Origin of the sequence: Aquincola tertiaricarbonis, assembly GCF_000969605.1 — a bacterium.
Lineage (GTDB): Bacteria > Pseudomonadota > Gammaproteobacteria > Burkholderiales > Burkholderiaceae_C > Aquincola > Aquincola tertiaricarbonis.
The window spans coordinates 143,537-169,651 of sequence record NZ_JZUE01000006.1 but is presented as its reverse complement, the minus strand read 5'-3'; the positions used below and the strand labels follow the sequence as shown (position 1 = coordinate 169,651).

Sequence of the window (26,115 nt, the reverse complement as noted above, 5' to 3'; positions counted from 1 at the left end):
TGTCTAGACAAGCCGATGCCATCAGCCATCCACCGACAAACACCGCTCAAAGAACCGCTGCGCCAGCGCGATGGCCGGCGTCGTGCCATGGCCGTGCGGCACGCCCGGCATCACCTCCAGCTCTGCAGTGATGCCGGCGTCGGCGTACGACTGCTGCAGCTTGCGCAGCCGGTCGCCGCGGTGCGACTGCCGGCGTTCCTCTTCGCTGCGCCAGTAGCGACTGGGCGGGGCGGGGCCGATTTCGTCGGTGCGGGTGTCTTCGCTGCCCACCACCAGCTGCACCGGTACGCGGCGCAGCGCTGCCAGGTCCAGCGGCCGTCCGAAGCGTTCGCCGATGTCGCGCACGCCGGCCCACCAGTCGGCCTGGTCGTCCAGCAGCGTCACCTGCCCCGGCGCACCGATGGCCACGGCGCGCAGCCGCTGCGGATGCAGCAGGAAGTAGCGCTGCGCAAACTGGCCGCCGCCGGAATAGCCTTGCAGCAGGAAGCGGCTGCCGTCGCAGCCGGTGTCCGCGGCCACCGCCTGCACCATGCCGTCGAGCAGCAGGTCGTAGCGCAGCGGGCCTTCCACCAGGTACTTGTAGCCATCGGCTTCGCCGTCGCCCAGCACGTTGATCGGGAACAGCGGCGCCAGCACCACCAACCGGTGCCGCTGCGCGAAGTCGCTGAACAGGTCCCGGCATTCGATGAAGTTGCGCAGGCTGTGGTGCACCGTCACCAGCAGGCCCGGCGGCGGCTGTTGCCGGTCGTGTGGCGGCACGTACAGGCTGTAGGCGAAGCGCGGGTCGCCGGTGTACGAGAAGACGCCGGCCCGGCCTTGGAGGCACTGGCGCCAGCGCGCGGGGTCCTTGGGATGCGTGGTCATGCGCTGGGCAGGGCAATCGGCCCGCCCGCTGCCGGCGGCGGGGCTTGGCACAGAATGGGCCGATGCAGTTGACCTTCCCATGTCGTTCATCCCGTCGCCGCGGCTCGGCCCGGCTGGCGGCGCCGATGGCCGCGCTGGCTTGCCTGGCCCTGCTGGCCGGCTGCGCCACGCCGCCTGCGGAGCAGCGCGAAGCCGGCCTGCCGCCCACGCAGGCGCGGCAGCTGGTGGTGCAGCTGCTGCCGGCGCAGCTGGCCGGCGCGCAGGGCTGGGCCACCGACGTGGTGGCCGCACTGGCCGCGCTGGAGCTGCCCGCCACGCCGTCGAACCTGTGCGCGGCCCTGGCCGTGACAGAGCAGGAATCCAGCTACCGCGCCGATCCGCCGGTGGCCGGCCTGTCGGGCATCGCCTGGCGGGAGATCGAGCGCCAGGCCGAGCGCGCCGGCGTGCCGATGCTGCTGGTGCGCGCCGCGCTGCAGGTGGATTCGCCCAACGGCAAGAGCTACGCCGAGCGCATCGACAACGCCCGCACCGAGCGTGAGCTGAGCGAGATCTTCGAGGACCTCATCGGCATGGTGCCGCTCGGCAGGCGCTTCCTGGCCGGGCGCAACCCGGTGCGCACCGGCGGCCCGATGCAGGTGAGCATCGCCTTTGCCGAAGCCCATGCCCAGCAGCGGACCTATCCCTATCCCATGGCCGGCAGCGTCCGGCACGAGGTGTTCAGCCGGCGCGGCGGCCTCTACTTCGGCATCGCCCATCTGCTGGACTACCCGGCCAGTTATCCGCAGCCGCTGTACCGCTTCGCGGACTTCAATGCCGGCCGCCATGCCAGCCGCAATGCCGCCTTCCAGAACGCGGTGAGCAAGGCCTCGGGCATTCCGCTGGCGCTGGATGGCGACCTGGTGCGCCATGGTGCCGATGCCGACGAGCGACCCGGCAGCACCGAGCTGGCCACGCGGGTGCTGGCCGGCCGGCTGGACATGAACCATGCCGCCATCCGCCGCGACCTGGAGCGTGGCGATGCGCCCGACTTCGAGCGCAGCCGGCTGTGGGAGCGGGTGTTCGCCCTGGCCGAGAAGCTGGAAGGCCAGCCGCTGCCGCGCGCGGTGCTGCCGCGCATCGACCTGCAAAGCCCCAAGATCACCCGCAAGCTCACCACCGAATGGTTTGCCCGCCGCGTGGATGAGCGCTACCGCCGCTGCCTGCAGCGCGCCAACGCCGCATCACCTGACTAGACAACCATGAAGATCGCCACCTACAACGTCAACGGCATCCACAGCCGGCTGCCGCGGCTGCTGGAATGGCTGGAGGAATCGAAGCCCGACGTGGCCTGCCTGCAGGAGATCAAGACCTCCGACGCCACCTTCCCCGAAGCGGCCATACGCGACGCCGGCTACGGCGTGCTGTGGCATGGGCAGAAGGGCTTCAACGGCGTGGCGCTGCTGGCGCGTGGCAGCGAGCCGGTGGAGATCCGCCGCGGCCTGCCGGGCGACGAGGCCGACACCCACAGCCGCTACCTGGAAGCGCAGGTGCAGGGCGTGGTGGTGGCTTCGCTGTACCTGCCCAACGGCAATCCGCAGCCCGGCCCCAAGTTCGACTACAAGCTGGCCTGGATGGCCCGCCTGAACGCGCATGCGGCCACGCTGCGCGGCGACGGCATGCCGGTGGTGCTGGCCGGCGACTACAACGTGGTGCCTACCGATGCGGTGGCCGACATCTATTCCACGCGCTCGTGGAAGAAGGATGCGCTGCTGCAGCCCGAGAGCCGGGCCGCCTTCCAGGCGATGCAGTCGGCAGGCTGGACGGATGCGCTGAGGCACCTGCATCCGGACGCGCCGCTCTACACCTTCTGGGACTACCTGCGCCAGCGCTGGCAGCGGGATGCGGGTCTGCGCATCGACCACCTGATGCTCAATGCACCGGCCCTGGCCCGGCTGCGCGCGGCCGGCGTGGACAAGGCGGTGCGCGGCCGCGAGAAGGCCAGCGACCATGCACCGGCCTGGATCGAACTGGCGGACGGCTAGGCGACGCGCAGCGGCCGCATGGCGGCTTCAGGTGGTGCTGAGGTGCTTGCCCACCAGGCCGGTCATCTCGAACATCGTGACCTCGTCCTTGCCCATCACGGCCTTCAGCGCGCCATCGCACAGGATGTTGCGCTTGTTGGCCGGGTTCTGCAGGTTGTTGGCCTTGATGTAGTCCCACACCCGCTTGGTGACCTCGGTGCGGGCCAGCGGTTCGTCGCCGACGATCTTGGCGAGTTCGGGGCTGGGCTTCAGGGGCTTCATGAAAGCGCCAGTCTTCTTTGCGGCGGTGGCCATCGTCTCTTTCTGTGCAGTGAACGGCTGCAGAGAATACCCCGGCTCGGCAGGCGCCTGTTTTGCAAGCTGTACGCGGCGTCAGCGGATGCGCAGGATCTGCCGCTCCGAGGCCGTCACCGTGCGCACGCGGCCTTCGGTGTCGCGGTAGGTCACGCGCAGCATCTTCGGCGTCTCTGGCGCGGGGTCGTAGCCGAAGACGTCGTTGCTCACCGGCAGCTCCAGGAAGCGGCCGTTGACCATGGACTGCAGCCGCTGCGTCACGTCGGCCTGGCGGCTGCCGGCGCCGTAGCTGGCGCTGAGGATCTGCAGCTCCCCGGCCTGGTGGCCGCCGCCGCTGCCGCCGCCCCAGCCACCGTTCCAGCCGCCGTTCCAGCCGCCGTTGCCCCAGCCGCCGCCGCTCCAGCCGGAGAACATCGCACCGTCCACCACGCTGCCCTCGCGGTACTCGAAGGTGCGGGTGCCGCCGCGTTCGGAGCGCGCATGGATGCGCAGCGTCTTCACCTGGCCCGGGTCGGGATCGGTGCCGAAGGTCTTGTTGCCCATCTTGAAGCTGCGGTCCTGGCGTGCCAGTTCGCGCAGCCGGTCGGTCACGTCGATGTTGCGCCGCGCGGTGCCATAGCGGGCCTGCAGGATCTCGTACTCGCCTTCGGCCTGCTGGCCGCCGGAGCCGCCGCCGCTCCAGCCGCCGTTCCAGCCGCCCTGGCCCCAGCCGCCGCCCGACCAGCCGGCGAACCGGCCGCCGTCCACCTGGCTGCCTTCGCGGTATTCGAAGGTGCGGGTGCGGCCATCGCTGCCGCGGGCGTGGATGCGCAGCGTCTTCACGCGGCCGGGGTCGGGGTCGATGCCGAAGGTCTTGTTGGTGAGCTTGAAGCCGCGGTCCTCGCGTGCCAGTTCGCGCAGGCGGTCCGTCACGTCCACATGGCGTTCGGCGGTGCCGTAGCGTGCCTGCAGGATGCGCCAGCCGTCGCCTTCGTCATGGCGCTGGGCCTGCGCCGGCAGGCAGGCCAGCAGCGCCAGCAGCATGGCCAGCAGCGGCAGCGGCCACCGGGCCGCCCACTGGCCGCGGTGAAGCATGGTGGTGTGCATGTGCTCTCTCCTGCAGTGGCGGTCCGGTGCATCCTATCGCCGCCACGGCCCCCCCTGTTGACATGGCGCATGCCGCGGCGGGCAAGCGCTTTGCCGGCAAGACCGCATGGCGGCAGGTGGCGGCCGGCGGGCGGGCGGCATGCATGTGGATTGACGCGGCACAGGGCATCGACATCGACTGGGGCGAGGTCTTCACGCTGGCTGCGCGGCCGGTGGTGGCCGATTGCATCCGCCGCGGCTGGCAGGTGCATTTCGATTGCGACTGCCCGCCCACGCAGCTGCAGGTGAAGGTGCCGGTGCTGCAGGCCACCCTGTACCGCGTGATGCATGGCTTCGCACAGGCGGTGCGGCCGGGTGGCTTCATCGTGGCGGTGTCCTCGGCCGAGGCGCTGCCGCAGGACCCGGGGCTGCTGCAGCTGGACCTGCGGCTGGCCAGCTCGGATGCGCTGCCACCTCCGCAATGGCCGGCCGGCACCGCGGCGCTGGACGCCTTCGTGCACCGGCGCCAGCGGCCCTGGGGCCTGCCCGGGCTGCGCAGCGACAGCACGCGGCTGCTCAACGGCGCGGAGGGCCGGGCCCACCATGTGATGTTCCATGCGCGGCTGGTGGTGCCGGGCCGGCTGCAGCCGGCCGATGCCGATGCGCGCGGCGCCATGGCCTGGCTGGTGGCCGCGCCGCCGCATCCAGGCGCGCCGCTGGCGGCCCGGCTGCAGCGCCTGGGATGGCAGACCCGCCGCTTCGAGTCCTGCACGGCGGCCCTGCAGGCCTTGGGCGATGGCCAGCCCATGCCCGCGCGCGTGGTGGTGCTGGAGTCGCAGGCCGACACCGCCGACGAGGCGCTGCGGCTGTGGCAGGCGCTGCCCGCGGGCACCCAGCGCATGTTCGGCGTGCTGTCGGGCTCCGCCACCATCGTGCGCCAGCAGCACCGGCCCGAGCTGCACCTGCATGTGGTGCCGGTCTCGGCCAACGAGCTGCTGCTGGCCACGCGGGCGTTGCATGGCGACGGTCCGCCGGGCGATCCGCCCACGCTGCTGCCGCAGCTGGCCGTGCCGCAGGTGCTGGTGGTGGACGACGACGAGACCACCCGCATCGTGGCCGGCGCGCTGCTGGCGCATGCCGGCTTCGATGCGGTGCTGGTGCCCGGCGGGCTGGAGGCCATCGCGGCCTGCGAACGCCAGCCGCCGCAGGCGGTGCTGATGGACATCGACATGCATCCGATGGACGGCTTCGAGACGACGCGGCAGCTGCAGGCGCTGCAGCGCGTGGGCCGGCTGGCGCCGTTTCCCATCCTGGCGGCCACCGCCGGCCAGTACGATGACGATCGCGTGGCCGCGGCCGGCATGGCCGGCCTGATCACCAAGCCGCTCAGCCTGCCGTTGCTGCAGCAGGAGCTGGTGCGGGTGCTCAAGGGCTCGCTGGCGCGCCGTTAGCGCAAGGAGGTTTCCATGATCCAGACCCTGCACCGGACCGTCGCCTTCGTGGCGACGGCCTTCGTCCTCGCCACCACCGGAGCTGCGCGGGCGGCGCCGCCCGAGGCACCGCAGCTGTCGCTGCGACTGGTGGCGCCCGAGCGCTTTTCCGATGCCGGCCACGGCCGCCGCCAGCCCGGCGCCGACGAGCTGGAAGCACTGCGCCAGGCGCTGGAGCAGGCGCTGCAGCCCCTGGTGCAGCGCAGCCTGCAGCCCGGCGACCAGCTGACGCTGGAACTGCTGGACGTGGACCTGGCCGGCGAGCTGCAGCCCACGCGCACCGGGCGCGAGCTGCGGGTGCTGCGCGGTGCCACCTGGCCGCGCCTGCAGCTGCGCTACAGCCTGCTGCGCGGCGGCAGCGTGCAGGCCCAGGGCGAGCAGCAGCTGTCCGACCTGGCCTACCTGGACCGCCGCCTGGCCGCCGCCGATGCCAGCCGCTATGCCTTCGAGGCGGCGCTGCTGCGCGACTGGTACCAGCGCACGCTGCAGGACGCACGCCCGCCGCTGTAACAGGCTGTGGTCCGCAGTGGCTTGTGCGCCGGCTTGCGGCCGCCCGCCCGGGTGCACTAGTCTTGCCGGCTTTGCGCACAGCCGGAGGTCTTGGCGGGTGGAAGGGGGCACGTCGTTGGAGCAGCCGCTCGTGGCATCGGTGCTGGCGTCCCTGGACCGGATCGGCGTGGCCGCCTGCCTGCGTGACGACCATGGCACGGTGATGCTGCACAACACGGCCTGGCGGCAGCGCCTGGGCCCCGCCGCCGGTGCGCTGCCGGCGCCCGACACCGAGCTGCCCTGGCCGGGCATGGGCCGGCTGCAGCTGTGGCAGCCGCCCCCGCCCGAGGCGCTGCGCGAGCAGTCCGCCCTGCTGGAAGCCGCGCTGGAGCGCATGCAGCAGGGCGTGATCATGGTCAGCGCCAAGCGCATCGTGGAGGTGTGCAACCGCCGTGCGATCGAGCTGCTGGACCTGCCGCCGGCGCTGATGGCTGCGCGGCCGCCTTTCGAGGAGGTGCTGGCCTACCAGTGGTCGGTGCAGGAGTTCTCGGCCAGCCCGCCCGAGCTGCAGGACTTCGTGCGGCAGGGCGGCATCCTGGACCAGCCGCACAGCTACGACCGGCTGCGACCCGACGGCCGCGTGATCGAGGTGCGCAGCGTGCCCATCGATGGCGGCGGCGTGCTGCGCACCTACACCGACATCACCGAGCGCAAGCGGCAGGAAGCCCTGCTGCGCCATGTGGCCAGCCACGATGCGCTGACCGCGCTGGCCAACCGCGCGGTGCTGATGGAGCGGCTGGCGCAGGCGCTGCAGGCCTGCGCCGACGGCCAGGACGGCCTGGCGGTGATGTACCTGGATCTCGATGGCTTCAAGGCCATCAACGATTCGCTGGGCCATGCGGTGGGCGACCGCATGCTGGCCGCGGTGGCGGCCCGCTTGCGCGACGCCGCCGGCGAAGCCACCCTGGTGGCCCGCATGGGCGGCGACGAGTTCGCGGTGCTGCTGCAGGGCGTGCGCGAGGCGGCCCCGGCCGTGGCCCTGGCGCAGCGGCTGGTGGCCGCGGTGAGCGAGCCGGTGGCCCTGGATGCGCATTGCCTGCAGGTGGGCGTGTCGGTGGGCATCGCCCTGCACGACGGGCAGCCCGGCACGCCGGACCAGCTGCTGCAGCGTGCCGACCGCGCGATGTACCAGGCCAAGGCGGCCGGCCGCGGCTCGGTCCGGGTGGACCTGCCGCCCGCGGTGTGAAGCGCGGCCGCCGCGGCCGTCAGCGGCCCTGCTGCGCCGCGATCCAGGCGTCGATCTTGGCCGTCAGCACCAGCATCGGCAGCGCGCCGGTGCCCAGCACCTGGCGATGGAAGGCCTTCAGGTCGAAGCGCGGTCCCAATGCCTGCTGCGCCCGCTCGCGCAGCTGCGCGATGGTGAGCGCACCCACCTTGTAGGCCAGCGCCTGGCCGGGATTGACGATGTAGCGTTCCACTTCGGCAGTGGCATCGATGCGGGACATGGCCGAGTGGGCCAGCATGTAGTCGATGGCCTGCTCGCGGCTCCAGCCGAAGGCATGCAGGCCGGTGTCCACCACCAGCCGCAGTGCGCGCAGCATCTCGGCGTCGTAGTGGCCAAAGCGCTGGTATGGATCGGTGAACAGGCCCAGCGCCGGGCCCAGGCTCTCCGCATACAGTGCCCAGCCCTCGGCATAGGCGGTGTTGCCTTCGTAGCGCAGCAGCTTGGGCAGCCGCTCGTCCTCCGCCGCCAGCGAGCCCTGGAAGTGGTGGCCGGGGTTGGCCTCGTGCAGGTACAGGGTCTCCATCTCCCAGGTGCGGCGGCTGGGCAGCTCATGGGTGTTGAAGAAGAACACGCCCGGCGTGCCGGTGCTCAGCGATCCTGGCACATAGTGCCCGCCGGCGGCGGTGGCGGCCTGCCAGTCGGGCGTGGGCCGCAGGGCCAGCGGCGTCCGCGGCATCGCATCGAAGAGCCGCGGCAGCGCCGCATCCACCCGCCGGCCGATCCCGGCATAGCCTTGCGCCAGCGCCTCGGCCGATGCCGGCGCGAAGCGGGCATCGGTGCGCAGCCACTCCAGGAACTGCGCCAGCGTGCCGCCGTAGCCCACTTCCTGCATCACCGCCTGCATGCGGCCGCGGATGCGCTCCACCTCCGACAGCCCCAGCTGGTGCACCGTGCGGGCGTCCAGGCCGGTGGTGGTGCGGGAACGGATGAGCTGCGCGTAGTAGTCGGCGCCGCCCGGCAGGGCCCACAGGCCCACGCTGTCGCGGGCGCTGGCCAGGTAGCTGCCCGCCAGGAAGGCCTGCGTGCGCTGCAGCGCGGGCCGCAGCCTGTCCTCGATGGCCTCGGTGTACTGGCGGGTCAGGCGCTCCCGGTCCGCCGCGGAGAAGGCGGCCGGCAGGCTGCGGATGGGGCCGTAGAAGGGCGAGTCGATGGCGCCCTGGCCGGCCAGCAGCTCGAACTGCGTCACCACCCGTTGCGCCACCAGGCGCGGCAGAACGATGCCGTTGCGCTGGCCTTCGCGCATGCGGTCGGCGGCCATGTCCAGCCAGGCGACGAAGCCGTCCAGCCGTGCCAGGCCGTTCTCGTAGTCTTCCACCGTGCGGTAGGGTGCCACGCCCTGGCCGGAGGACAGCTCGGCAAAGGCGAGATGCCAGCCATTGAAGTGGTCCAGCATCAGCAGTGGCCAGAAGCCCGCCGCCGGCATGGAGTGGGCGGCCAGCGCATCCTGCCGCGCCCATTCGAAGGTGTCGTGGATGGCGCGGTCGTCGGCCGTCAGCCGCTCGCGCGGCACGGTGGCCAGCAGGGCCAGGTCGGTCTGCGCGGCCTCGCGCTCGATGGCCACCTCGGTGGCCGATCCGAACAGGCCGTGCTGCGCCGCGCGTCGGGTGTCGCCGCGGTACAGCGCCAGCACCGGCGCGCGGGCCAGGGCCGCCTCGTCGCTGGCGTCCATCAGCAGCCGCAGTCGCCGCCCGGCCTCGGCCGCCTGGGCTGCCGCCTCGGCCGGCGAGGGCGGGGCGGTGGGCTGCAGGCTGGCCGCATCCACGGTGGCGGGCAGCGGGGGCGCGGTGATGTCGGCCGCGGGCCGGGGCGCGCTGGCGCAGCCGGCCAGCCACAGCGCCGCGGCGCTGCACAGGCCGGCCTGCAGCCGGCGGTGGCGCGCCGGCCGGGGCGGAGGAAGGGGCAGGGGGCGGTTCGCGGTCATCGGGGCTCCTGGTGCGGCCCGCGTTATACAAGCTGCGCCCCGGCGCGGCGCCGGTGTCGCCAACAACCCGAAACACCTGCGCCACCCTCGGCGGGCGGCATCACCGGGCCACAATGGCAGGGTCATCCCGTACTGTTCGTTGGAGTTTGCATGTCGCTATCCCGTCGCCAGGCCCTTGCCGCTGCAGCCGCCGCCGGCCTGTTCCTGGCGCTTGCCCACCGCCCGTCGGCCGCGCAGGCCAAGGTGAAGGTGGCGGCCGTGTACACCGTGCCCGTGGGCCAGCTGTGGGTGGGCCGCATCGACAAGGCCCTGAAGGCCGCCGCCGCCCGGGGCGAGATCGACTACGTGTTCAGCGAGAACGTGGCCGCGGCCGACTACGAGCGGGTGCTGTCGGGTTATGCCGAGCAGGGCCATGCGCTGATCGTGGGCGATGCCTTCGCGGTCGAGGAGCTGGCGCGCAAGGTGGCGCGCAAGCATCCCAAGACGGCTTTCCTGATGGGCAGCAGCGCACGGCCGCAGAAGCCCAACTTCGCGGTGTTCGACAACTACATCGTCGAGCCCGCCTTCCTCACCGGCATGATCGCCGCCGGCATGAGCAAGAGCGGCCGCATCGGCCTGGTGGCCGGCCATCCGATCGCCGAGGCCAACCGGCTGATGAATGCCTTCATGGCCGGGGCGCGCGACGTCGATCCGAAGGTGCGCTTCCACGTCACCTTCATCGACAGCTGGTTCGACCCGCCTAAGGCCAAGCAGGCCGCCTTCCAGATGATCGACCAGGGCGTGGACGTGCTGTATGCCGAGCGCTTCGGCGTGGCCGACGCCGCCAAGGAACGCAAGGTGCTGGCCATCGGCAACGTGATCAACACGCAGGACAAGTACCCCGAGACGGTGGTGGCCTCCGCGCTGTGGAACATGGAGCCCGCCATCGACGCCGCGCTGGCCGCGGTGAAGGCCGGCAAGTTCAAGGCCGAGGACTACGCCCGCTATTCGATGATGAAGGTGGGCGGCGGCGAGCTGGCGCCGCTGGGCACCTTCGAGGACAAGGTGCCCGACGCGCTGAAGGCCAAGGTGGCCGCGCGCGAGAAGGCGATGCGCGAGGGCAAGTTCAGGGTGCGCATCAACAACGCCGAGCCGCGCGGCAGCCGCTGAGCGGCGGGCCGCCTCAGGTTCTCAGGCCTGGTCGGGTGCTGGCGGGCACACGCCCAGCGCGGCGAGCAGCCGCACCATGGCCGGCGCGCACAGCACCGGCAGCTCGGTGGGCGCGGCCCAGCGCCAGGCGTCCACCTCGGGCGTCATCGCCCCGGTGCGGTGGTGCGGGAAGAAGCTGGTGCAGGCGCAGCCGGACAGGTCGCACTGGCTGGCCGGCAGCTGCGTGCGGAACAGGTGCAGGCTCTTCTGCGGCCGGTAGGCCAGCAGGCCGATCTCGGTGAGCGAGGCGGGCGCCAGCACCAGGCCGGTTTCCTCCAGCACCTCGCGCACGGCGGCCTGGCGCGGTGTCTCGCCGGGTTCGGCGCCGCCCTTGGGCAGGTCCCACCAGCGGCTGCCGGTGGCATGGGCCAGCAGCACCTGGCCCTGCTCGTCGGAGACGATCACGCCATAGGAAGTGGTGCGGGCCGCCATGCCGGTGCTCAGGGTTCCCACAGCCGGTAGCGGGTGGCGAAGGGATGCAGCACCTGCTCGTCCCAGGTGGTGGCCAGCAGCACGCCGGCCGCGTCGCAGGCGGTCCAGATGTTGTGGGTGAAGTAGGGATCGTCGGCCAGGTGCGGCGCGAAGGCATCGCGCAGCAGCCGGGCCAGCGGGCTGGGTGGGTCCAGCCAGTCGTCCCAGGGCTCGCCGGGGGCGTCGGTGTTGAAGTGCGCGCCATGGTGGCCCTGCATCGCCAGGTCCAGCACGTCCAGGGCCGGCACGCGCGGATGCGTGGCCCGCAGCGCGGTGGCGGTGGCGATCAGCTGGAGCACGACGGCATCGGCCATGGAGGCAGTCTAGCGTCTGCCCGGCGGCGCCCGCGCCCGCCCACAATGCGGCGCATGAAGCAAGCACCGGTTTTCTCGGCCCTGCGCCGTGCGCTGCTGTCGGCCTTTGCCGGCAGCGCGGTGGGCACGCCCGCGCTGGCCGCGGCGGCACCGGCGGTCGCGGCCGTCATCCCCGTCAGCACGCTGGCGCTGCGCAGCCCGGTCGCACGGCGCGCGGCGCCGTTCATGGCGGGCTTCAGCTTCAAGCCGGGCGATCTGCCGGCTGGCGACCACATCGTGGTCGACGGTGCACAGGCCCAGGCCACGGTGAAGAACCGGCATGACGACGGCTCGGTGGACTTCGCCGTCATCGCCGGCCAGGCCGACCTGCAGGCCGGCATGCCCACGGTGCTGCGCATCGGCCGCGGCCGCGGCGCGGCGCCCGCCAGCGCAGCACCGCTGACACCGGCCGACCTGCAGCGCACCGGGCTGCAGCTGAGCATCGAGGCCGAGGGCCTCGGCACGGCGCTGTGGTCGGGCGATGCCTGGTTGCGGCCGCTGGAGACCTGGATCAGCGGGCCGCGCATGTCCTCGTGGATCTATGCCCAGCCGGCCGGCAGCGATGCCCATCTGCAGATGCGGCTGGAGGTGTGCCTGCATGCCGGCGGCGAGGTGGAGGTGTTTCCCTATGTGGAGAACGGCTGGCTGATGGTGGCCGGGCCCGCGCACAAGGCGGCGCGCTTCATCGTGAAGATGGATGGCCGCACCTGCTTCGACCGCCGCCTGGGCATCGGCCATCACACCCGCACGCCGCTGATCGACGGCAGCATGCTGGGCTACTGGAACACCGACGAACCGCGGGTGGCGCCCAAGCAGTCGCGCGCCTACCTGGTGGCCAGCGGCAAGACGGTGCGGCCCGACCCCGGCGTGGACTACCCGCGCTGGACCGGTGCGGCCAACACGGCCTTCCAGCCCTTCCAGCTGGGCCTGTTCCGCAACGGCATGTACGGCGGCGCGCATTACGACGGCATCGGCCCGCAGCCCGGCTGGGAGGTGGCCTACCTGGTGTCCGACGATCCGCTGGCCTATGAATCCATGCTGCGCCAGGCGTGGTCCTGGGGCCGCTACGCCATCCACTACCGCGACGAGAAGACCGGCCGGCCGGTGGCCTTCAGCCAGCATCCCACCACGCAGATCGCCGGGCAGGCCCAGGGCTCGCACCACATCGGCGGGCTGGACACCTTCCACACGCTGACCTACACGCCGGTGCCCAGCGGCGCGATGCCGGCCGGCGACGACTACTACGCCATCAGCCATTCGCCCGCGCCGCCCTATGGCGCCTACCGCGCCAGCGGCCGCCACTACCTGATGGAGCAGTGCCAGTTCCAGGCGACGGCCAACTTCCTGTCGGTGGGCATGTCGCGCAACCGCACCGACGGCCTGTGCCTGTACAGCCACCACCAGCTGCGCGGCATCGCCTGGTACCTGCGCACGCTGTTCATGGCCGCGGTGGTGACGCCCGACGGCCATCCGCTGCAGCGCGAGTTCCGGCGCGCGGTCAAGGCCAACGTGGACTTCTACTGGCAGCGCGTGGTGGCCCAGCCCAACAACCCCTTCGGCACCATCCCGCAGTTCGGCGCGGGCGTGGCGCTGCAGACCTGGCAGCACGACTTCCTGGTGGGCGCCTGGGGCCTGGGCCTGGCCGCACGTGCAGCGGGCGATGCCGCCACCCACCAGCGCATGGCCCAGGTGTTCGCCTACCTGGCCAAGGGCACCATCGGCCGGCTGGGCGGCACCGGCCCGCAGGAGTTCCTGTACGTGCACCAGAGCGGCCAGCAGGCCGACCCCAACGGGCCGGGCGGCTCGGCGCCGGTGATGTCGCCTTCGCCGGCCGACGTGGACCCGCTGAAGGTGGACTTCGAGCGCGGCACCGGCCCCTGGTGCCGGCACTGGGGCGAGGTGTTCCGCAATGCGGTGGGCTTCGACAACCCCGGCGTGGCCGGTCCGCTGGCCTTCGGCGACTACCCCGACCCCACCGGCCTGTGGGGCCAGCTGCACATGGCGCTGGACGAATGCGACCGCCACGGCGCCGATGGCACCGCGGCCGCCCTGGGCCGCCTGCGTGCGGCATCCAACTTCGGCGAACTCGGCGCGGCCATCCGCACGCAGCGGGTGCTGGTGTGCTGCCGCAGCACCCAGGCCACCGCCGCGCCGGCCCGCGCGGTGGCGGCTGCTGCCGCGGTGCCGGCCAGCACCTGGGAGCGCTTCCGCTCGCCGCCCGGGGAGGTGCACATCATCAACCTCAACGGCCTGGAGGACGTGGACCCCGAGCGCCGGCAGGCCAGCGGCCGCTGGTTCAACAGCTACTACAACCAGAACATGATCGACAGCATGACGCAGTCGTGGAGCTTCGGCGCCGCCGCCAAGGACCACCCCGAAGGCTTCGTGCAGCTGTGGCATGGCGGCGGCCATGGCGCCGCGGTGGCGGTGACCGCGCTGCAGTGGAAGGCCCGCACGCGGCGCTACGGCTTCATCGGCTGGCCTGGCAACGTGCCCGAGTACAGCGACTGGACGGGCTTTCGCACGCTGAAGGCCAATGCCGACCGAGACCACGATCCGGCGCGCGACCGCCGCGACCCGGTGTGGTTCGACTACGACCACCAGGGCTCGCGCATCTTCCTGGCCTCGCACACCTACAAGATGGTGGCCTACTGCCCACCGTCGCCCAGCGTGGGGCCTGAAGGCGCGCTGATCATCGGCGCGCTGCAATGGGGCAACGACACCAACAGCCCCACCGGCGGCAACCCGCTGCCGGTGCTGCGCCACCACATGAACCTGGCCACGGGCGTGGTGCAGCGCGGCACCCGCAGCCCACCGGTGGCCATGGGCGCGATGGAGAACAACGCGTTCTGCCGCGACACCCGCCGCAACCGGCTGTGGCACTTCAAGCATGGCCAGCTGGAATGCTGGTACGAGGACCTGGACGAGCCGGTGCCGCGGCTGCTCAAGCCACACCGGATGCGCCGGGAGGAGGGCGCGGCCGCGCTGCCCGCGGTGCGCTACATCGGCCTGCGCTACATCGAGGCGCTGGACATCATCCTGGCGCAGGGCGGCCATGCCAATGCGGCCACGCCCATGGGCTTCTACATGCTGGACATGGCCAGCGGCTTCCCGGTGCTGATGGCGCAGGCCCCGCCGCCGCGGCGCATGCCGCATGGCGGCTACATGGCCGGCTTCGACTACGTGCCGCCGCTGAACGCGGTGTACTTCTACGAAGGCCGGCAGACGACGACGATGGAGGTGCTGCAGCTCAGCACGCGCAACGTGCGCAGCACCGGCTGGCAGTGGCGCACCGAGCGCTGGACCGGTGCCACGCCGCCCGGCCTGAAGCGCCCGCCGCGCATGAGCGATGCCGAGTTCAACGACGTGCTCTACAGCCCCGCCGAGCGCTTCAACTACGACGCCGACAGCGGCATGCTCATCTATGCGCACGGCAGCACCGGCCCGATGCGCTGCGTGGACGGCGTGATGCGACAGGGCGGCGTGGCCGGCTTCGGCCTGCCGGGCAACGTGGTGGCGCAGGCCTGATGCGCTGCCGCCTGTGCCAGCGCCCGCTGGAAGCGCCCGACCGCCTGCGCGGCCTGACCGTGTGCCGCCATGCGGCCTGCCGCGGTCGCACCGAGGCCGGGCGCATCGAGGCCCAGCGCCAGGCCTTCACCCAGGCCGCGATGGACCAGGTGCGGGCGCTGCAGCCGCCGCGCCCGGTGCGCGAGCCGGTATGGCTGCTGCCTTTCGACACCACGCTGGCCGACACGACCGAGGCGCAGCGTCAGGACTTCGCGCAGGCGCTGGCCGACATCGCCCGCCAGCCCGCGCAGCAGCCCGAGCTGCCGGCCATGGAGGCCGACGAAGCCGACGCAGGTTCCGGCCCGATCGCCGCGATGGGCGGCCAGCTGTGCGGCCATTGCGGCGGCCGCTGCTGCACCGCCGGCCGCGACGACCATGCCTTCCTGCACGAAGGTGCGTTGACGGACTGGCTGGCCGAGCATCCCGGTGCGCGGCCCGAGGATGCCGTGGCCTTCTACGTGGCGGCGCTGCCGGCTGCGCATGTGCAGGGTTCCTGCCTGTACCACACGCAGCAGGGTTGCGCCCTGCCGCGCGAGCGGCGCTCGGAGACCTGCAACCGCTTTCGTTGCAGCCCCTTCAGGACCATGGCGGAAGCGGCGCGCCAGCAGCCGCCACAAGGCGTGGCGGTGCTGCGGGCCCGGGGCGGGCAGATGGAATCGGTGGCGTTGATCACGCCGGGCCGCGGCCTGGAACGGCTGCCGCCCTGAACACAAGCGGCCCCGCATCCCGCGGGGCCGGCGGCATCAGAGTGCCGCGTCCTTCAGCTTCTTCAGCGAGCGCACCTTCAGCTTGACCGAAGCGGGCTTGGCGGCGAACACGCGTTCCTGCTTGGTGAAGGGGTCGATGCCGGTGCGCTTCTTCTTGGCCGGCACGGCCACGGCCGAGATCTTCAGCAGGCCGGGCAGCGTGAACTCGCCCACGGCCTTCTTGTTCAGCGAAGCCAGCATCGTGGCTTCCAGCGCGGCCAGCACGGCCTTCACGGCCTTGGGGTCGACCGACGAGGTCTCGGCCAGGTGGGCCAGCAGGCTGGTCTTGTTGAACGCAGCCTTGATCGGCTTCATCGCGCCGCCGGCCGGTGCGGCCTTCTTGGCGGCCGGGGCCTTCTTGGCCGCTGCAGGGGCCGCAGCCTTCTTGGCAACGGGCGCCTTCTTGGCGGGCGCGGTCTTCTGGGCCGGGATCTTCTTGGCGGTAGCCATCGTGAGGTTCTTTCGGAGTTATGGAGAAAAAAGCGCAAGTTGGCGCGGCCGCGATTCTAGGAACTGCGGGCCGCCTTCGCGCGGCCGTTGTTGCGGGCATCCGGCACGCCCGGCGCATGCGCGCAGCGGGAACGTGGCTTGCCGCATGGCCGGGCCGGCGATCGGCCGGTGCCAACGAAGGAGACAGACATGAGCCAGAACAACCATGACGACCTCAGTCGCCAGGGCGGCCAGCAGTCCCAGTCGCAGAGCTCGGGCCAGGGCCAGCAGAGCCAGCAGAACATCGGCGGCGTGCAGCAGGCCAGCCAGTCGGGCAGCAATCCCGGGCAGCAGAGCCAGAGCGGCGGCCAGGGCGGTTCGCAGCAGGGCCAAGGCCAAGGCCAGGGCCAGGGCCAGCGGCCGGGGCAGCAGGACCAGGGCCAGCAGCGAGGCGGCCAGCAAGGCGGCCAGGGCAGCCAGGAAGGCCAGGACATGGGCCGCCGTATGGGCAGCGAAAGCGACCAGAGCGGCAACCGCGGCAGCCAGCAAGGCGGCAGCGGCCAGTCCGGCCAGCGCTGATTCCCGCCCGCCCGTCGGGCGGGCCAGGGGCGCGTCAACCGGCCTTGCGGGGCCGGTGGCGCGCCTTTTTGCCGTCTGCTGGCGCCTGGCCCATCGCGGCCAGCCAGGGCGACACCAGCTGCGCCAGCCATTGCAGCACCGCCTGCATCCGCGGCGCCAGGTGCCGGCGGTGTGGATACAGCAGGCTCACCGGCATCGGCGCGGCGGTGTGCTGGGGCAGCACTTCCACCAGCCGACCGGCCTGCACCAGCGCCCGCGTGCCATGCACCGGCGCCTGGATCAGGCCCAGGCCGGCCAGGCAGGCGGCCTGGTAGGCATCGGTGCCGTTGACCACGATGCTGCTGGCCATGGGCACCAGGCGCGCCACGCCTTGCTCGACATGCTCGAAGCCCGCACCCTGCAGGCCGAGGTTGCCCGCATAGTGCACCAGCCGGTGCTGCGCGAGGTCGGCCAGCGTGCGCGGCAGGCCATGGCGACGCAGGTAGTCGGGGCTGGCCAGGTTCCACATGGCCAGGTGGCCCAGCGGCCGCGCCACCAGCTCGGCATCGTGCAGCGGGCCCACGCGCAGCACGCAGTCGAAGCCTTCCTGCACCGGATCCACCCGGCGGTCGGTGGTGCTCAGCGCCACTTCCAGCAGCGGATGGGCGGCCAGGAATTCCGGCAGCCGGGGGATCACCAGTTCACGCGCCAGCGTGGCCGGCAGGTCGATGCGCAGCCGGCCCTGCAGTCCGCTGGCCGCGGGCTGGAACATCGCATGCAGCTGCTCGGCATCGGCCAGCAGCTCCTGGCAGCGGCCCAGGAAGGCCTCGCCATCGGTGGTGAGCTTCACCTGCCGGGTGGTGCGCTGCAGCAGCCTCGTGCCCACGCTGGCCTCCAGCTGCTGCACCGACGCCGACACGCGGCCCTTGGCCAGACCCAGGTGCTCTGCCGCGCGGGTGAAGCTGCCCAGCACCGCCACCCGCTCGAAGATGCGCAGTTCATCGAATTGCATGCGGTGCATTGTCCGCCTTGCCAGAACAGTGTGGCCCGCAATGCCGGCTTTATTCGCAGGAGGCGGACACCTACAGTGGCTGCATCCCACGCAAGGAGCACCCCATGAACGCAACCACCGACACCTCTTCCCGCATCGCCCTCATCACCGGCGGCAGCCGCGGCCTGGGCCGCAGCAGCGCGCTGGCGCTGGCGGCGCAGGGCATCGACCTCATCCTCACCTACCAGCGCCAGCAGGCCGATGCACAGGCGGTGGTGGCGCAGGCGCAGGCGCTGGGCCGCCGCGCGGTGGCCCTGCAGCTGGACGTGGGCGAGGCCAGCCGCTTCCCGGCCTTCGCCGAACAGGTGCGGCAGGCGCTGCGCGCCACCTGGCAGCGCACGCATTTCGATGCGCTGGTGAACAACGCCGGCATGGGCGTGCATGCGTCCTTCGAAGGCACCACCGAGCAGCAGTTCGACGAGCTGGCGCGGGTGCATCTCAAGGGCCCGTTCTTCCTCACCCAGGCGCTGCTGCCGCTGCTGGCCGATGGCGGCCGCATCGTCAACGTGTCCAGCGGGCTGGCACGCTTCAGCTTCCCGGGCTATGCGGCCTATGCGGTGATGAAGGGCGGCGTGGAGGTGCTCACCCGCTACCTCGCCAGGGAGCTGGGCCCGCGCGGCATCGCGGTGAACACGCTGGCGCCGGGCGCCATCGCCACCGACTTTGGCGGCGGCGCGGTGCGCGACGATGCCGCGCTGAATGCGCAGCTTGCCGCGGCCACGGCCATGGGCCGGGTGGGCCAGCCGGACGACATTGGCGCCGCGGTGGCGGCGCTGCTGGCCGAGGGCAACCGCTGGATGACCGGCCAGCGCATCGAGGTGTCGGGTGGCATGATGCTGTGACCCGGCAGGCACGTGGCTTGCCGTGCCCTGCCTCCAGGGGACGACAAGCATGGTGGAACATCCCGCAGCATCCCGTGGGCCACGGCACCGCTACCTGCGGTCCCGGTTGTGGCTCATCGTGCTGGCGGTGGCCACGCCCTTGCTGGTGCTGCTGGCCTTGTCCATCCGCGACGAGCGCCGGCAGGCCGAGCAGCGCACTTATGCGCTGCTGAAGCAGCGGTCCGACGTGGCCGCCGCGCGGGTGCGCGATGCGCTGGAGAAGGCCGAGCACCTGCTGACCTTCATGGCCAGCCGCCAGCGCCTGCGCCTGCTGGACCCGGAAGCCTGCGAGAGCCTGATGGCCGGCGTGGCCGGCTCCAGCGCCGCCTACACCAACATCGGCCTGTTCGACGCCTCGGGCACCGCGGTCTGCACCTCGGCGGGTCACCGCGGCCGCACGCAGTTCGGCCAGCATCCGTGGTTCATCGCCGGCATGGCCGCCGACCGCGTGTGGTTGAGCGATCCGCTGCGCGGGCCGCTCAGCGGCCTGTGGGTGGTGTACATGACGCTGCCGGTGGTGGACAACGCGGGCATCAAGGTGGGCCTCCTGGCCGTCTCGCTGGACCTGCAGCCGCTGATCGAATCCCTCGCCAGCCTGGCCACGGAGCCGGGCCACTCGGTGGCCATCCGCAAGGACCGTCGGGTGTTCCTGGCCCGCCATCCGGAGCCGGCCCGCTGGGTGGGCCAGCCGGTGCCGCATACCCTGCTCACGCCCGGCGAACTGCCCTCGGCGCCGGTGCAGGTGGCCATCGGCGTGGACGGCAGCCGGCGGGCGTTCGCGCTCACCCGGCTGCCGCGCTTCGGTCTGGAGGCCGCCGCCGGCATGCCGGCCGCCCAGGTCTACCACGAGGCCAACGCCGCCGCGCTGCGTGGCCTCGGAGCGGCAGGCCTGGCCATCGGGCTGGGGCTGGGCGCCGCCTCGCTGGCCGCGCGGCGGCTGACGATGGCGCTCAGCAGCGTGGCCGACACCGCACGCCGCCTGCATGCGGGTGCCACCGACGTGCGGGCCGACGTGCGGCTGCCCGGGGAGTTCGGCGAGGTGGCGCTGGAATTCAACCGGCTGATGGACCGCAACCAGGAGCGCGCGGCGCAGCTGCTGCAATCGCAGCGGCGGGCGGTGCGGGCCCGCCGCTTCTACGAGACGCTGTCGGCCACCGGCCAGGCCATCGCACGCCAGGCGACGGCGCAGGCGCTGTTCGACGAGGTGTGCCGCGCCTGCATGGACAGCGGCCTGGCCAGCTATGCCTGGATCACCGTGAAGGAAGGCGAGCAAGCGCGCGTGGTCACCTCGCGCCATGCGGCCAGCGTGGCCCAGGCCATCGACATCGCCAAGCGCTGGGGCGGCGGCCATGCGCAGGTCACCGAGCAGGTGCTGCGCCAGGGCCGCGTGCTGGCCGAGCGCACGCCCGGCTGGCGGCCGGTGGCCGCGGTGCCGCTGGTGGTGGGGCAGGAACAGCTGGGCGCGCTGACGCTGTTCGGGCCGGAGGAGGATGCCTACGACGACGACATGCTGGCGCTGCTGGCCGAGCTGGGCCGCGAGATCTCGCTGGGCCTGGAGCTGGACCGCCACCGCCAGTCGCGTGCGGCACTCGCCTCGGCGGAGGCGGCCAGCCGGGCCAAGACCACCTTCCTGTCCCACGTGAGCCATGAGCTGCGCACGCCGCTGAATGCAGTGCTGGGTTTCGCCCAGCTGTGCCGCAGCGCGCTGGACGAAGGGCGGCCGGAGCGGCTGCCCGACTACCTGGGCCATGTGCTGTCGGCCGGCCACCAGCTGCGCCGGCTGATCGATGACCTGATGGATGTCTCGCGCATCGAATCCGGCGAGATGACGGTGGAGATGGCCGACGTGGACGTGATGGCCAAGATGGCCAACGTGGCGCAGCTCAGCGAGCCGGCCGCGGCCGAGCGGCACATCGGCTTCCACCTCGACTTCTCGACCGACGAGCGGCTGCTGGTGCGGACCGACCCGGTGCGGCTGCGCCAGGTGCTGCTGAACCTGGTGTCCAACGCCATCAAGTACAACCGGCCGGGCGGGCATGTGGCGCTGTCGGTGCGGCGCGAGGCCGACACCGTGCGGCTGCAGGTCAGCGACAACGGCCAGGGCATGTCGGCCGCGCAGCTGGACAAGCTGTTCCAGGCCTTCAACCGCATGGGCCGCGAGAAGACCTCCATCGAAGGCACCGGCATCGGCCTGTTCATCAGCAAGCGGCTGGTGGAGGCCCTGGGCGGCGAGCTCACGGTGCACAGCCGCGAGGGTGTGGGCACCACCGCGATGGTGCTGCTGCCCTATGTGCCGCCGCTGCAGGCGGAAGCGCCCGCCGCCGGTGCCGCATCCACCGGCCCCGCCCGCGACGGCACGCGCCCGCTGGCCGGCAGCGTGCTGTACGTGGAGGACAACCCGGTCAACGCGATGCTGGTGGAACACTGGTTCGCCCGCCATCCGCAGGTGCAGTTGCGCGTGGCCGAGACCGGCGCGCAGGGCCTGTGCCTGGCCGCGGAGCTGCAGCCCGACGTGGTGCTGCTGGACATGCAGCTGCCCGACCTGACCGGGCTGGAGGTGATCGAACGACTGCGCGGCGATGCCCGCACCGCGCGGTTGCGGGTCATTGCGCTGTCGGCCAATGCGATGCCCGACGACGTGGATGCCGCGCTGCGGGCCGGCGTGGAGGCCTACTGGCCCAAGCCGATCGACTTCCAGCAGCTGGACGCCGGCGTGGCACGGGTGCTGGACGAGCAGCGCCGCCGGGCCGCGCCGGCGGTGTGAGGCGCAGCAAGCGTCAAGTGCGCAGGCACGCAACCTGCCGACAACGGCCTGCCCATGAAAGGAAGCCCGTGCCGCTGCTGCTCACCGCCAATCCCTGCGTCTCCCTGTGCAAGCTCGACGACGACGGCCAGTGCCGGGGCTGCGGCCGCAGCCGTGCCGAGATCAAGGGCTGGAAGCGGCTGCATGACGAGCAGCGGCACGACATCAACATGCGGCTGCTGGCCACCCAGCGCAAGCCGGTGCGCAAGCGGCTGCTGAAGGCGCTGCGCAAGACGGTGGCCGAGCGGCCGCCGACGGCCGCCGGCGCCTAGGCGTCTGCGCGGCAGAAGCCGCACGGCCTCCTGCGGCGGCCTGGATGAAGCCGTTTCGGCGGCCATCGCCGCGCCGCCGGCAGCAGCATCACCGGGTCGGGTTCTTAGGGTCGATGGCTTCCAGCCATGCCACAGCAACGCATGCCTCGTGACATGCGGCACTGGGAACGACCCGGTTCTGCCGCGCAGGGTCCTAGGCGCCTCCCCCCAGCGAGCGGAAGTCCAGCGTCTTCAGCAGCGCCGCCGTCTCGCGCACCAGCCGGATGGCCGGGCGCGCCTTGGGCAGCGCCAGCACCAGGTTGTTGCGGATGGCCGGCGCCACGATGGCCGCGCGCTGCAGCGCGGGAGCGCCACTGCCCGGCGGCGGCAGCGCGCTCTCGGGCAGCACGGTGCAGCCCACGCCCTGCTGCACCAGGCGCACCACCGTCTGCACCGAGCCCACCTCGGCCACCACCTGCAGCGCGATGCGCCGCGGCCGCGCCACCGCGTCCACCAGGCTGCGGATGGCATTCGGCGCGCTGGGCAGCACCAGCGGATGGCCGGCCAGCGCCGCGAAGCGCAGCCGGGGCGGCAGGCGCGGTCCGCCGGCCGGCGCCACCAGCAGCAGCGGTTCGCGCAGCAACGGCTCGCAGGCCAGCAGCGGCGAGGGCGGCGGATCGAACAGCAGCGCCAGGTCCAGCCGGCCGGCGATCAGCCACTCGCGCAGGTGCAGGCTCAGGCCTTCGGACACCGTGATCACCGCGCGCGGAAAGCGCTGGCGGAACTGCGTGACCAGCGCCGCGCTCAGGCCCACCGCCACCCGCGGCGGCAGGCCCACCGTGACGCGTCCGCCAGGGCTGCTGGCCAGCTCGCGCATCGCCTCGCGGGCGCGCTCGGCGGTATCGAGCATCAGCCGTGCATGCAGCAGCAGGGCTTCGCCGGCCTCGGTGGGCGTGGCGCCGCGGCCGGTGCGCTCCAGCAGGCGCTGGCCCAGGTCGGCTTCCAGCAGGCCGATCTGCCGGCTCAGCGTGGGCTGGGCCAGGTTCAGCGCCACCGCGGCGCGGCTGAAGCTGCCGGCGTCCGCCACCGCCACGAAGTAGCCCAGCTGCCTGAGGTCCATCGCCTGCTTCCTCCATAGCGGATCAGCATAACTGGTATAGGCGGCATGCCGTTACGCTCTGGCGGGCGACTGCGCAGAATCGGCAGCATGAGCCCCACCTCCGCCCTGCCTGCCGGTGCCTGCAATGCGCACTGCCATGTGTTCGGCCCGCCCGAGCGCTTTCCCTATGCCGAAGGCGCCTTCGTGCCCGCGGCGCAGGCGCCGAAGGAGGCGCTGCTGGCGCTGAACGACCGCCTGGGCCTGCAGCGCTGCGTGGTGGTGCAGAGCGCCTGCCACGGCTTCGACAACCGCGCCACGGCCGATGCGGTGGCGGCCCGGCCGCACGACTACCGCGGCATCGCGCTGCTGCCGCCGGACGTGGCCGATGCCGAGCTGCAGCGGCTGGACGCGGCCGGCTTCCGGGGCGTGCGCTTCAACTACATGGCCCACCTGGGCGGCGGCACGCCCATCGAGCAGGTGCTGGCGCTGGCCGCCCGGCTGGCGCCGCTGGGCTGGCACCTGCAGATCCATGGCGATCCGGCGCTGCTGACCGACCTGGGCCCGGCGCTGCGCCGCAGCCCGGTGCCGGTGGTCATCGACCACATCGGCCGCATCGACGCCGGCGCCGGGCTGCACCAGCCGGCCTTCCGCGCGCTGCAGTGGCTGCTGGACGACGAACGCTTCTGGGTGAAGGTCAGCGGTTGCGACCGCATCACCCGCACCGGGCCGCCCTATGCCGATGCGCTGCCCTATGCCCGGGCGCTGGTGGCCGCGCATGGCGACCGCGTGCTGTGGGGCAACGACTGGCCCCATCCCAACCATGCCGGCCCGCTGCCGGTGGAGGAAGAACTCGTGTCCCTGATCGAGCAGATGGCGCCGAGCGCGGCGCAGCGACAGGCCTTGCTGGTGGACAACCCGCAGCGGCTGTACCGCTTCGGCGATGCCGGCGTGGCGGTGTCGGCATGAACCGCCGCTTCGAAGGCAAGGTGGCCATCGTCACCGGGGCGGGCTGCGTGGGCCCGGGCTGGGGCAATGGCCGCGCGGTGGCGGTGCAGCTGGCCGAGCAGGGCGCGCAGGTGCTGGCGGTGGACCGCGACGCGGCCCGGCTGGACGAGACGCTGCAGCGCGCCGGCGAGCTGGGCGGCCGCATCCGGCCCTGGACCGGCGACGTGACCGATGCCGCCGGCGTGGCCGCGATGGCCGCCGAATGCCTGCGTGCCTTCGGCCGCATCGACGTGCTGGTGAACAACGTGGGCGGCTCCGCCAAGGGGGGGCCGGTGGAGATGGACGAGGAGGTCTGGGATTCGCAGATCGACCTCAACCTGAAGAGCGTCTTCCTGGCCTGCAAGCAGGTGCTGCCCACGATGGTGGCGCAGCGCAGCGGCGCCATCGTCAACGTCTCGTCCACCTCCGGCCTGCGCTGGACGGGTGCGGCCCAGGTGGCCTATGCGGCCAGCAAGGCCGGCGTCATCCAGCTCAGCCGCGTGGTGGCCGTGCAGCATGCGGGCGATGGCGTGCGGGTGAACTGCGTGGTGCCCGGCCAGCTGCACACGCCGATGGTGGAAGCCCGCCTGGCCGGCCAGCGCGCCGGCGGCGACGTGCAGGCGCTGCTGGCGCAGCGGCAGCAGCGCATTCCCCTGGGCTTCATGGGCGATGGCCGCGACACCGCCGCGGCGGTGCTGTTCCTGGCCAGCGACGAGGCCCGCTTCATCACCGGCACCGAGATCGTGGTGGACGGCGGCATGACCGCGCGCTGCGACTGAGCACCCGTACCGACAACGACAAGGAGACGCCATGACGCTTCACCGACGCGCGGCCAACGCCGCCATCCTCCTCGCGCTGGCCCTGGCCGGCACCGCCCCCGTGCTGGCCCAACCGGGCAAGACCACCCGCATCGTCGTCTCCTTCCCGCCTGGCGGGCCGGTGGACTTCGTGGCCCGCGCGCTGGGCGAGCAGCTGGGCAAGGAGCTGCAGCAGACCGTCATCATCGACAACAAGGGCGGCGCCAACGGCGCCATCGGCGCCAGCGAGGTGATGCGCGCGCCGGCCGACGGCAGCACGCTGTGGATCACCAGCGTGGGCGCGGCGGCGGTCAATCCCTCGCTGTACGAGAAGCTGCCCTACGACATGCAGCGCGACTTCGCGCCCGTCTCGCTGGTGGTCAACAACGTGGAGCTGCTGGTGGTCAACCCGGCCGACCCGGCAAAGACTGCCGCCGAATTCGTGGCCAATGCGAAGAAGGCCAAGCCACCCGTGGCCATGGGCAGCTCGGGCATCGGCAGCATCCCGCACCTGGCCATCGAGCAGCTGATCGACGCCAGCGGCGCGCCCATCACCCACATTCCCTACCGCGGCGCGGCTCCAGCCATCACCGACGTGATGGGCGGCCAGGTGGGCGGCTTCTTCGGCGACATTCCCGGCCTGATCGGCCATGTGAAGGGCGGCAAGCTGAAGCCGCTGGGCATTGCCGCCACCCGGCGCCATCCTGCGCTGCCGGACGTGCCCACGCTGGCCGAGCAGGGCCTGCCGGGGGTGGACACCAACAACTGGTATGCGCTGTTCGTGCCCGCCAGGACGCCGCCCGCCACCGTGGAGGCGCTGAACAAGGCGGTGCGCCGCGCGCTGGCCGACCCGGGCCTGCAGGAGCGGCTGCTGAGCACCGGCGCCGAACCGGCGCCCTCCACGCCGCAGGAGCTGGCCACGCTGCTGAAGGCCGACACCGCCAAGTGGGCCAGGCTGATCCGCGACAAGAAGATCAAGGTGGAATGACGATGCCGCGCATCCCGCTCGTCGAACCCGGCACCCGCCCCGAGCTGGCCGAGACCGAGGCCCGCATCCTGGCCGAACGCGGCCGCATCTCGCTGCTGTACCAGGCGCTGCTGAACAGCCCGCCGATCGCCGCCGGCTGGGAGCGCATGCTCACCGCGGTGCGCAACCAGACCGGCCTGCCGGCCGATCTGCGCGAGCTCATCATCCTGCGGGTGGCGGTGCTCAACCGCGCCAGCTTCGAGTTCCATGCCCATGTGCCGCATGCCCGGCAGGCCGGCGTACCGGAGGCCGCCATCGAGGCCGTGCGGCAGCAGCCGCTGGCCGAGGTGTTCGGCCCGCGCGAGCGCCTGGTGCTGGAGCTCACCGACGCGATGACCCGCGACATCGAGGTGCCCGCGGCGCTGATGGCACGGCTGCAGGCCGAGTGGGATGCCCAGGGCGTGCTGGAGCTGGTGGCCACCGTGGCCGCCTACAACATGGTCTCGCGGCTGCTGGTGGCGCTGGACATCACGCACTGAGG

25 protein-coding genes are annotated in these 26,115 nt (G+C 72.3%); 16 read left to right on the top strand and 9 right to left on the bottom strand.

Features of this window, described 5'->3' with window-relative positions; all coding sequences use genetic code 11:
- Nucleotides 1-21 precede the first annotated feature (21 nt).
- Nucleotides 22-864: an alpha/beta hydrolase family protein gene (locus VO99_RS09275; RefSeq protein ID WP_046112553.1), complete on the bottom strand. Its 843-nt coding sequence runs from the start codon at nucleotides 862-864 to the stop codon at nucleotides 22-24.
- A gap of 62 nt (nucleotides 865-926) precedes the next feature.
- On the opposite strand from VO99_RS09275, the gene VO99_RS09270 reads away from it, so the two are divergent.
- Together VO99_RS09270 and xth are read left to right on the top strand one after the other, a co-directional pair.
- Complete coding sequence (locus VO99_RS09270) at nucleotides 927-2,096, top strand: DUF1615 domain-containing protein (protein WP_083440488.1); 1,170 nt, start codon at nucleotides 927-929, stop codon at nucleotides 2,094-2,096.
- A gap of 6 nt (nucleotides 2,097-2,102) precedes the next feature.
- Nucleotides 2,103-2,885 carry an exodeoxyribonuclease III gene (xth, locus tag VO99_RS09265; RefSeq protein ID WP_046112551.1) on the top strand — a complete coding sequence of 261 codons (783 nt, stop codon included), beginning with the start codon at nucleotides 2,103-2,105 and terminating at the stop codon, nucleotides 2,883-2,885.
- Between the two features lie 27 nt (nucleotides 2,886-2,912).
- Here the strand turns inward: xth and VO99_RS09260 are convergent, their stop codons facing one another.
- On the bottom strand, nucleotides 2,913-3,179 hold the full coding sequence (locus VO99_RS09260; RefSeq protein WP_046112550.1) for an SWIB/MDM2 domain-containing protein: 267 nt from the start codon (nucleotides 3,177-3,179) through the stop codon (nucleotides 2,913-2,915).
- Between the two features lie 78 nt (nucleotides 3,180-3,257).
- Nucleotides 3,258-4,265 (bottom strand): hypothetical protein, encoded by a 1,008-nt coding sequence (locus tag VO99_RS09255; protein WP_046112549.1) that lies wholly within the window; start codon nucleotides 4,263-4,265, stop codon nucleotides 3,258-3,260.
- A 62-nt stretch (nucleotides 4,266-4,327) separates the two neighbouring features.
- Here VO99_RS09255 and VO99_RS09250 point away from each other — a divergent pair, with 62 nt between their 5' ends.
- The 3 genes from VO99_RS09250 to VO99_RS09240 all read left to right on the top strand — a co-directional run bounded on the left by VO99_RS09250 (nucleotide 4,328) and on the right by VO99_RS09240 (nucleotide 7,469).
- The gene (locus VO99_RS09250; RefSeq protein WP_046112548.1) at nucleotides 4,328-5,695 is read left to right on the top strand and encodes a response regulator; all 1,368 of its coding nucleotides are present in this window, start codon (nucleotides 4,328-4,330) and stop codon (nucleotides 5,693-5,695) included.
- A 15-nt stretch (nucleotides 5,696-5,710) separates the two neighbouring features.
- A complete protein-coding gene (locus tag VO99_RS09245) occupies nucleotides 5,711-6,244 on the top strand; it encodes a DUF3016 domain-containing protein (RefSeq protein WP_046112547.1) in 534 nt (177 codons plus the stop codon).
- 130 nt (nucleotides 6,245-6,374) lie between these two features.
- A complete protein-coding gene (locus VO99_RS09240) occupies nucleotides 6,375-7,469 on the top strand; it encodes a diguanylate cyclase domain-containing protein (RefSeq protein ID WP_198156902.1) in 1,095 nt (364 codons plus the stop codon).
- Between the two features lie 19 nt (nucleotides 7,470-7,488).
- On the opposite strand, the gene VO99_RS09235 is transcribed toward VO99_RS09240, so the two are convergent.
- Nucleotides 7,489-9,429, bottom strand: a complete 1,941-nt coding sequence (locus VO99_RS09235) for a DUF885 domain-containing protein (RefSeq protein ID WP_083440471.1) — start codon at nucleotides 9,427-9,429, stop codon at nucleotides 7,489-7,491.
- Nucleotides 9,430-9,579: 150 nt separating this feature from the next.
- Between VO99_RS09235 and VO99_RS09230 the strand changes: the two genes are divergently transcribed.
- Nucleotides 9,580-10,578 (top strand): BMP family protein, encoded by a 999-nt coding sequence (locus VO99_RS09230; RefSeq protein WP_046112546.1) that lies wholly within the window; start codon nucleotides 9,580-9,582, stop codon nucleotides 10,576-10,578.
- 21 nt (nucleotides 10,579-10,599) lie between these two features.
- On the opposite strand, the gene VO99_RS09225 is transcribed toward VO99_RS09230, so the two are convergent.
- Nucleotides 10,600-11,049, bottom strand: coding sequence for an NUDIX domain-containing protein (locus VO99_RS09225; RefSeq protein WP_046112545.1), 450 nt, complete (start codon nucleotides 11,047-11,049; stop codon nucleotides 10,600-10,602).
- Between the two features lie 8 nt (nucleotides 11,050-11,057).
- Entirely contained in the window at nucleotides 11,058-11,402 is a 345-nt protein-coding gene (locus VO99_RS09220) for a hypothetical protein (protein ID WP_046112544.1), read from the bottom strand.
- 54 nt (nucleotides 11,403-11,456) lie between these two features.
- On the opposite strand from VO99_RS09220, the gene VO99_RS09215 reads away from it, so the two are divergent.
- Both VO99_RS09215 and VO99_RS09210 read left to right on the top strand, forming a co-directional pair.
- A complete protein-coding gene (locus VO99_RS09215) occupies nucleotides 11,457-14,969 on the top strand; it encodes a hypothetical protein (protein WP_046112543.1) in 3,513 nt (1,170 codons plus the stop codon).
- Complete coding sequence (locus VO99_RS09210) at nucleotides 14,969-15,715, top strand: hypothetical protein (RefSeq protein WP_046112542.1); 747 nt, start codon at nucleotides 14,969-14,971, stop codon at nucleotides 15,713-15,715. Before VO99_RS09215 ends, VO99_RS09210 begins: the two co-directional genes overlap by 1 nt.
- A 36-nt stretch (nucleotides 15,716-15,751) precedes the next feature.
- Here the strand turns inward: VO99_RS09210 and VO99_RS09205 are convergent, their stop codons facing one another.
- Entirely contained in the window at nucleotides 15,752-16,204 is a 453-nt protein-coding gene (locus VO99_RS09205; RefSeq protein WP_046112541.1) for an HU family DNA-binding protein, read from the bottom strand.
- A gap of 189 nt (nucleotides 16,205-16,393) precedes the next feature.
- On the opposite strand from VO99_RS09205, the gene VO99_RS30200 reads away from it, so the two are divergent.
- Nucleotides 16,394-16,762, top strand: a complete 369-nt coding sequence (locus VO99_RS30200; protein WP_046112540.1) for a hypothetical protein — start codon at nucleotides 16,394-16,396, stop codon at nucleotides 16,760-16,762.
- Nucleotides 16,763-16,796: 34 nt separating this feature from the next.
- Here VO99_RS30200 and VO99_RS09195 read toward each other — a convergent pair whose 3' ends face one another.
- Entirely contained in the window at nucleotides 16,797-17,753 is a 957-nt protein-coding gene (locus tag VO99_RS09195; RefSeq protein ID WP_046112665.1) for a LysR family transcriptional regulator, read from the bottom strand.
- 104 nt (nucleotides 17,754-17,857) lie between these two features.
- On the opposite strand from VO99_RS09195, the gene VO99_RS09190 reads away from it, so the two are divergent.
- The 3 genes from VO99_RS09190 to VO99_RS09180 all read left to right on the top strand — a co-directional run bounded on the left by VO99_RS09190 (nucleotide 17,858) and on the right by VO99_RS09180 (nucleotide 21,748).
- Nucleotides 17,858-18,634, top strand: a complete 777-nt coding sequence (locus VO99_RS09190) for an SDR family NAD(P)-dependent oxidoreductase (RefSeq protein WP_046112539.1) — start codon at nucleotides 17,858-17,860, stop codon at nucleotides 18,632-18,634.
- Between the two features lie 49 nt (nucleotides 18,635-18,683).
- Nucleotides 18,684-21,437, top strand: a complete 2,754-nt coding sequence (locus VO99_RS28730; RefSeq protein ID WP_083440470.1) for an ATP-binding protein — start codon at nucleotides 18,684-18,686, stop codon at nucleotides 21,435-21,437.
- A gap of 68 nt (nucleotides 21,438-21,505) precedes the next feature.
- Nucleotides 21,506-21,748: a DUF1289 domain-containing protein gene (locus VO99_RS09180; protein ID WP_232315317.1), complete on the top strand. Its 243-nt coding sequence runs from the start codon at nucleotides 21,506-21,508 to the stop codon at nucleotides 21,746-21,748.
- A 193-nt stretch (nucleotides 21,749-21,941) separates the two neighbouring features.
- Here VO99_RS09180 and VO99_RS09175 read toward each other — a convergent pair whose 3' ends face one another.
- On the bottom strand, nucleotides 21,942-22,847 hold the full coding sequence (locus VO99_RS09175) for a LysR family transcriptional regulator (protein WP_046112538.1): 906 nt from the start codon (nucleotides 22,845-22,847) through the stop codon (nucleotides 21,942-21,944).
- A gap of 87 nt (nucleotides 22,848-22,934) precedes the next feature.
- Between VO99_RS09175 and VO99_RS09170 the strand changes: the two genes are divergently transcribed.
- The 4 genes from VO99_RS09170 to VO99_RS09155 are packed head-to-tail and all read left to right on the top strand — an operon-like array spanning nucleotide 22,935 to nucleotide 26,113.
- On the top strand, nucleotides 22,935-23,792 hold the full coding sequence (locus VO99_RS09170) for an amidohydrolase family protein (RefSeq protein WP_052736212.1): 858 nt from the start codon (nucleotides 22,935-22,937) through the stop codon (nucleotides 23,790-23,792).
- The gene (locus VO99_RS09165; RefSeq protein ID WP_046112536.1) at nucleotides 23,789-24,589 is read left to right on the top strand and encodes an SDR family NAD(P)-dependent oxidoreductase; all 801 of its coding nucleotides are present in this window, start codon (nucleotides 23,789-23,791) and stop codon (nucleotides 24,587-24,589) included. The genes VO99_RS09170 and VO99_RS09165 overlap by 4 nt, the downstream gene beginning before the upstream one ends.
- Nucleotides 24,590-24,620: 31 nt before the next feature.
- A complete protein-coding gene (locus VO99_RS09160; protein WP_046112535.1) occupies nucleotides 24,621-25,595 on the top strand; it encodes a Bug family tripartite tricarboxylate transporter substrate binding protein in 975 nt (324 codons plus the stop codon).
- Nucleotides 25,592-26,113: a carboxymuconolactone decarboxylase family protein gene (locus tag VO99_RS09155; protein WP_046112534.1), complete on the top strand. Its 522-nt coding sequence runs from the start codon at nucleotides 25,592-25,594 to the stop codon at nucleotides 26,111-26,113. The genes VO99_RS09160 and VO99_RS09155 overlap by 4 nt, the downstream gene beginning before the upstream one ends.
- The last annotated feature ends 2 nt before the right edge of the window (nucleotides 26,114-26,115 follow it).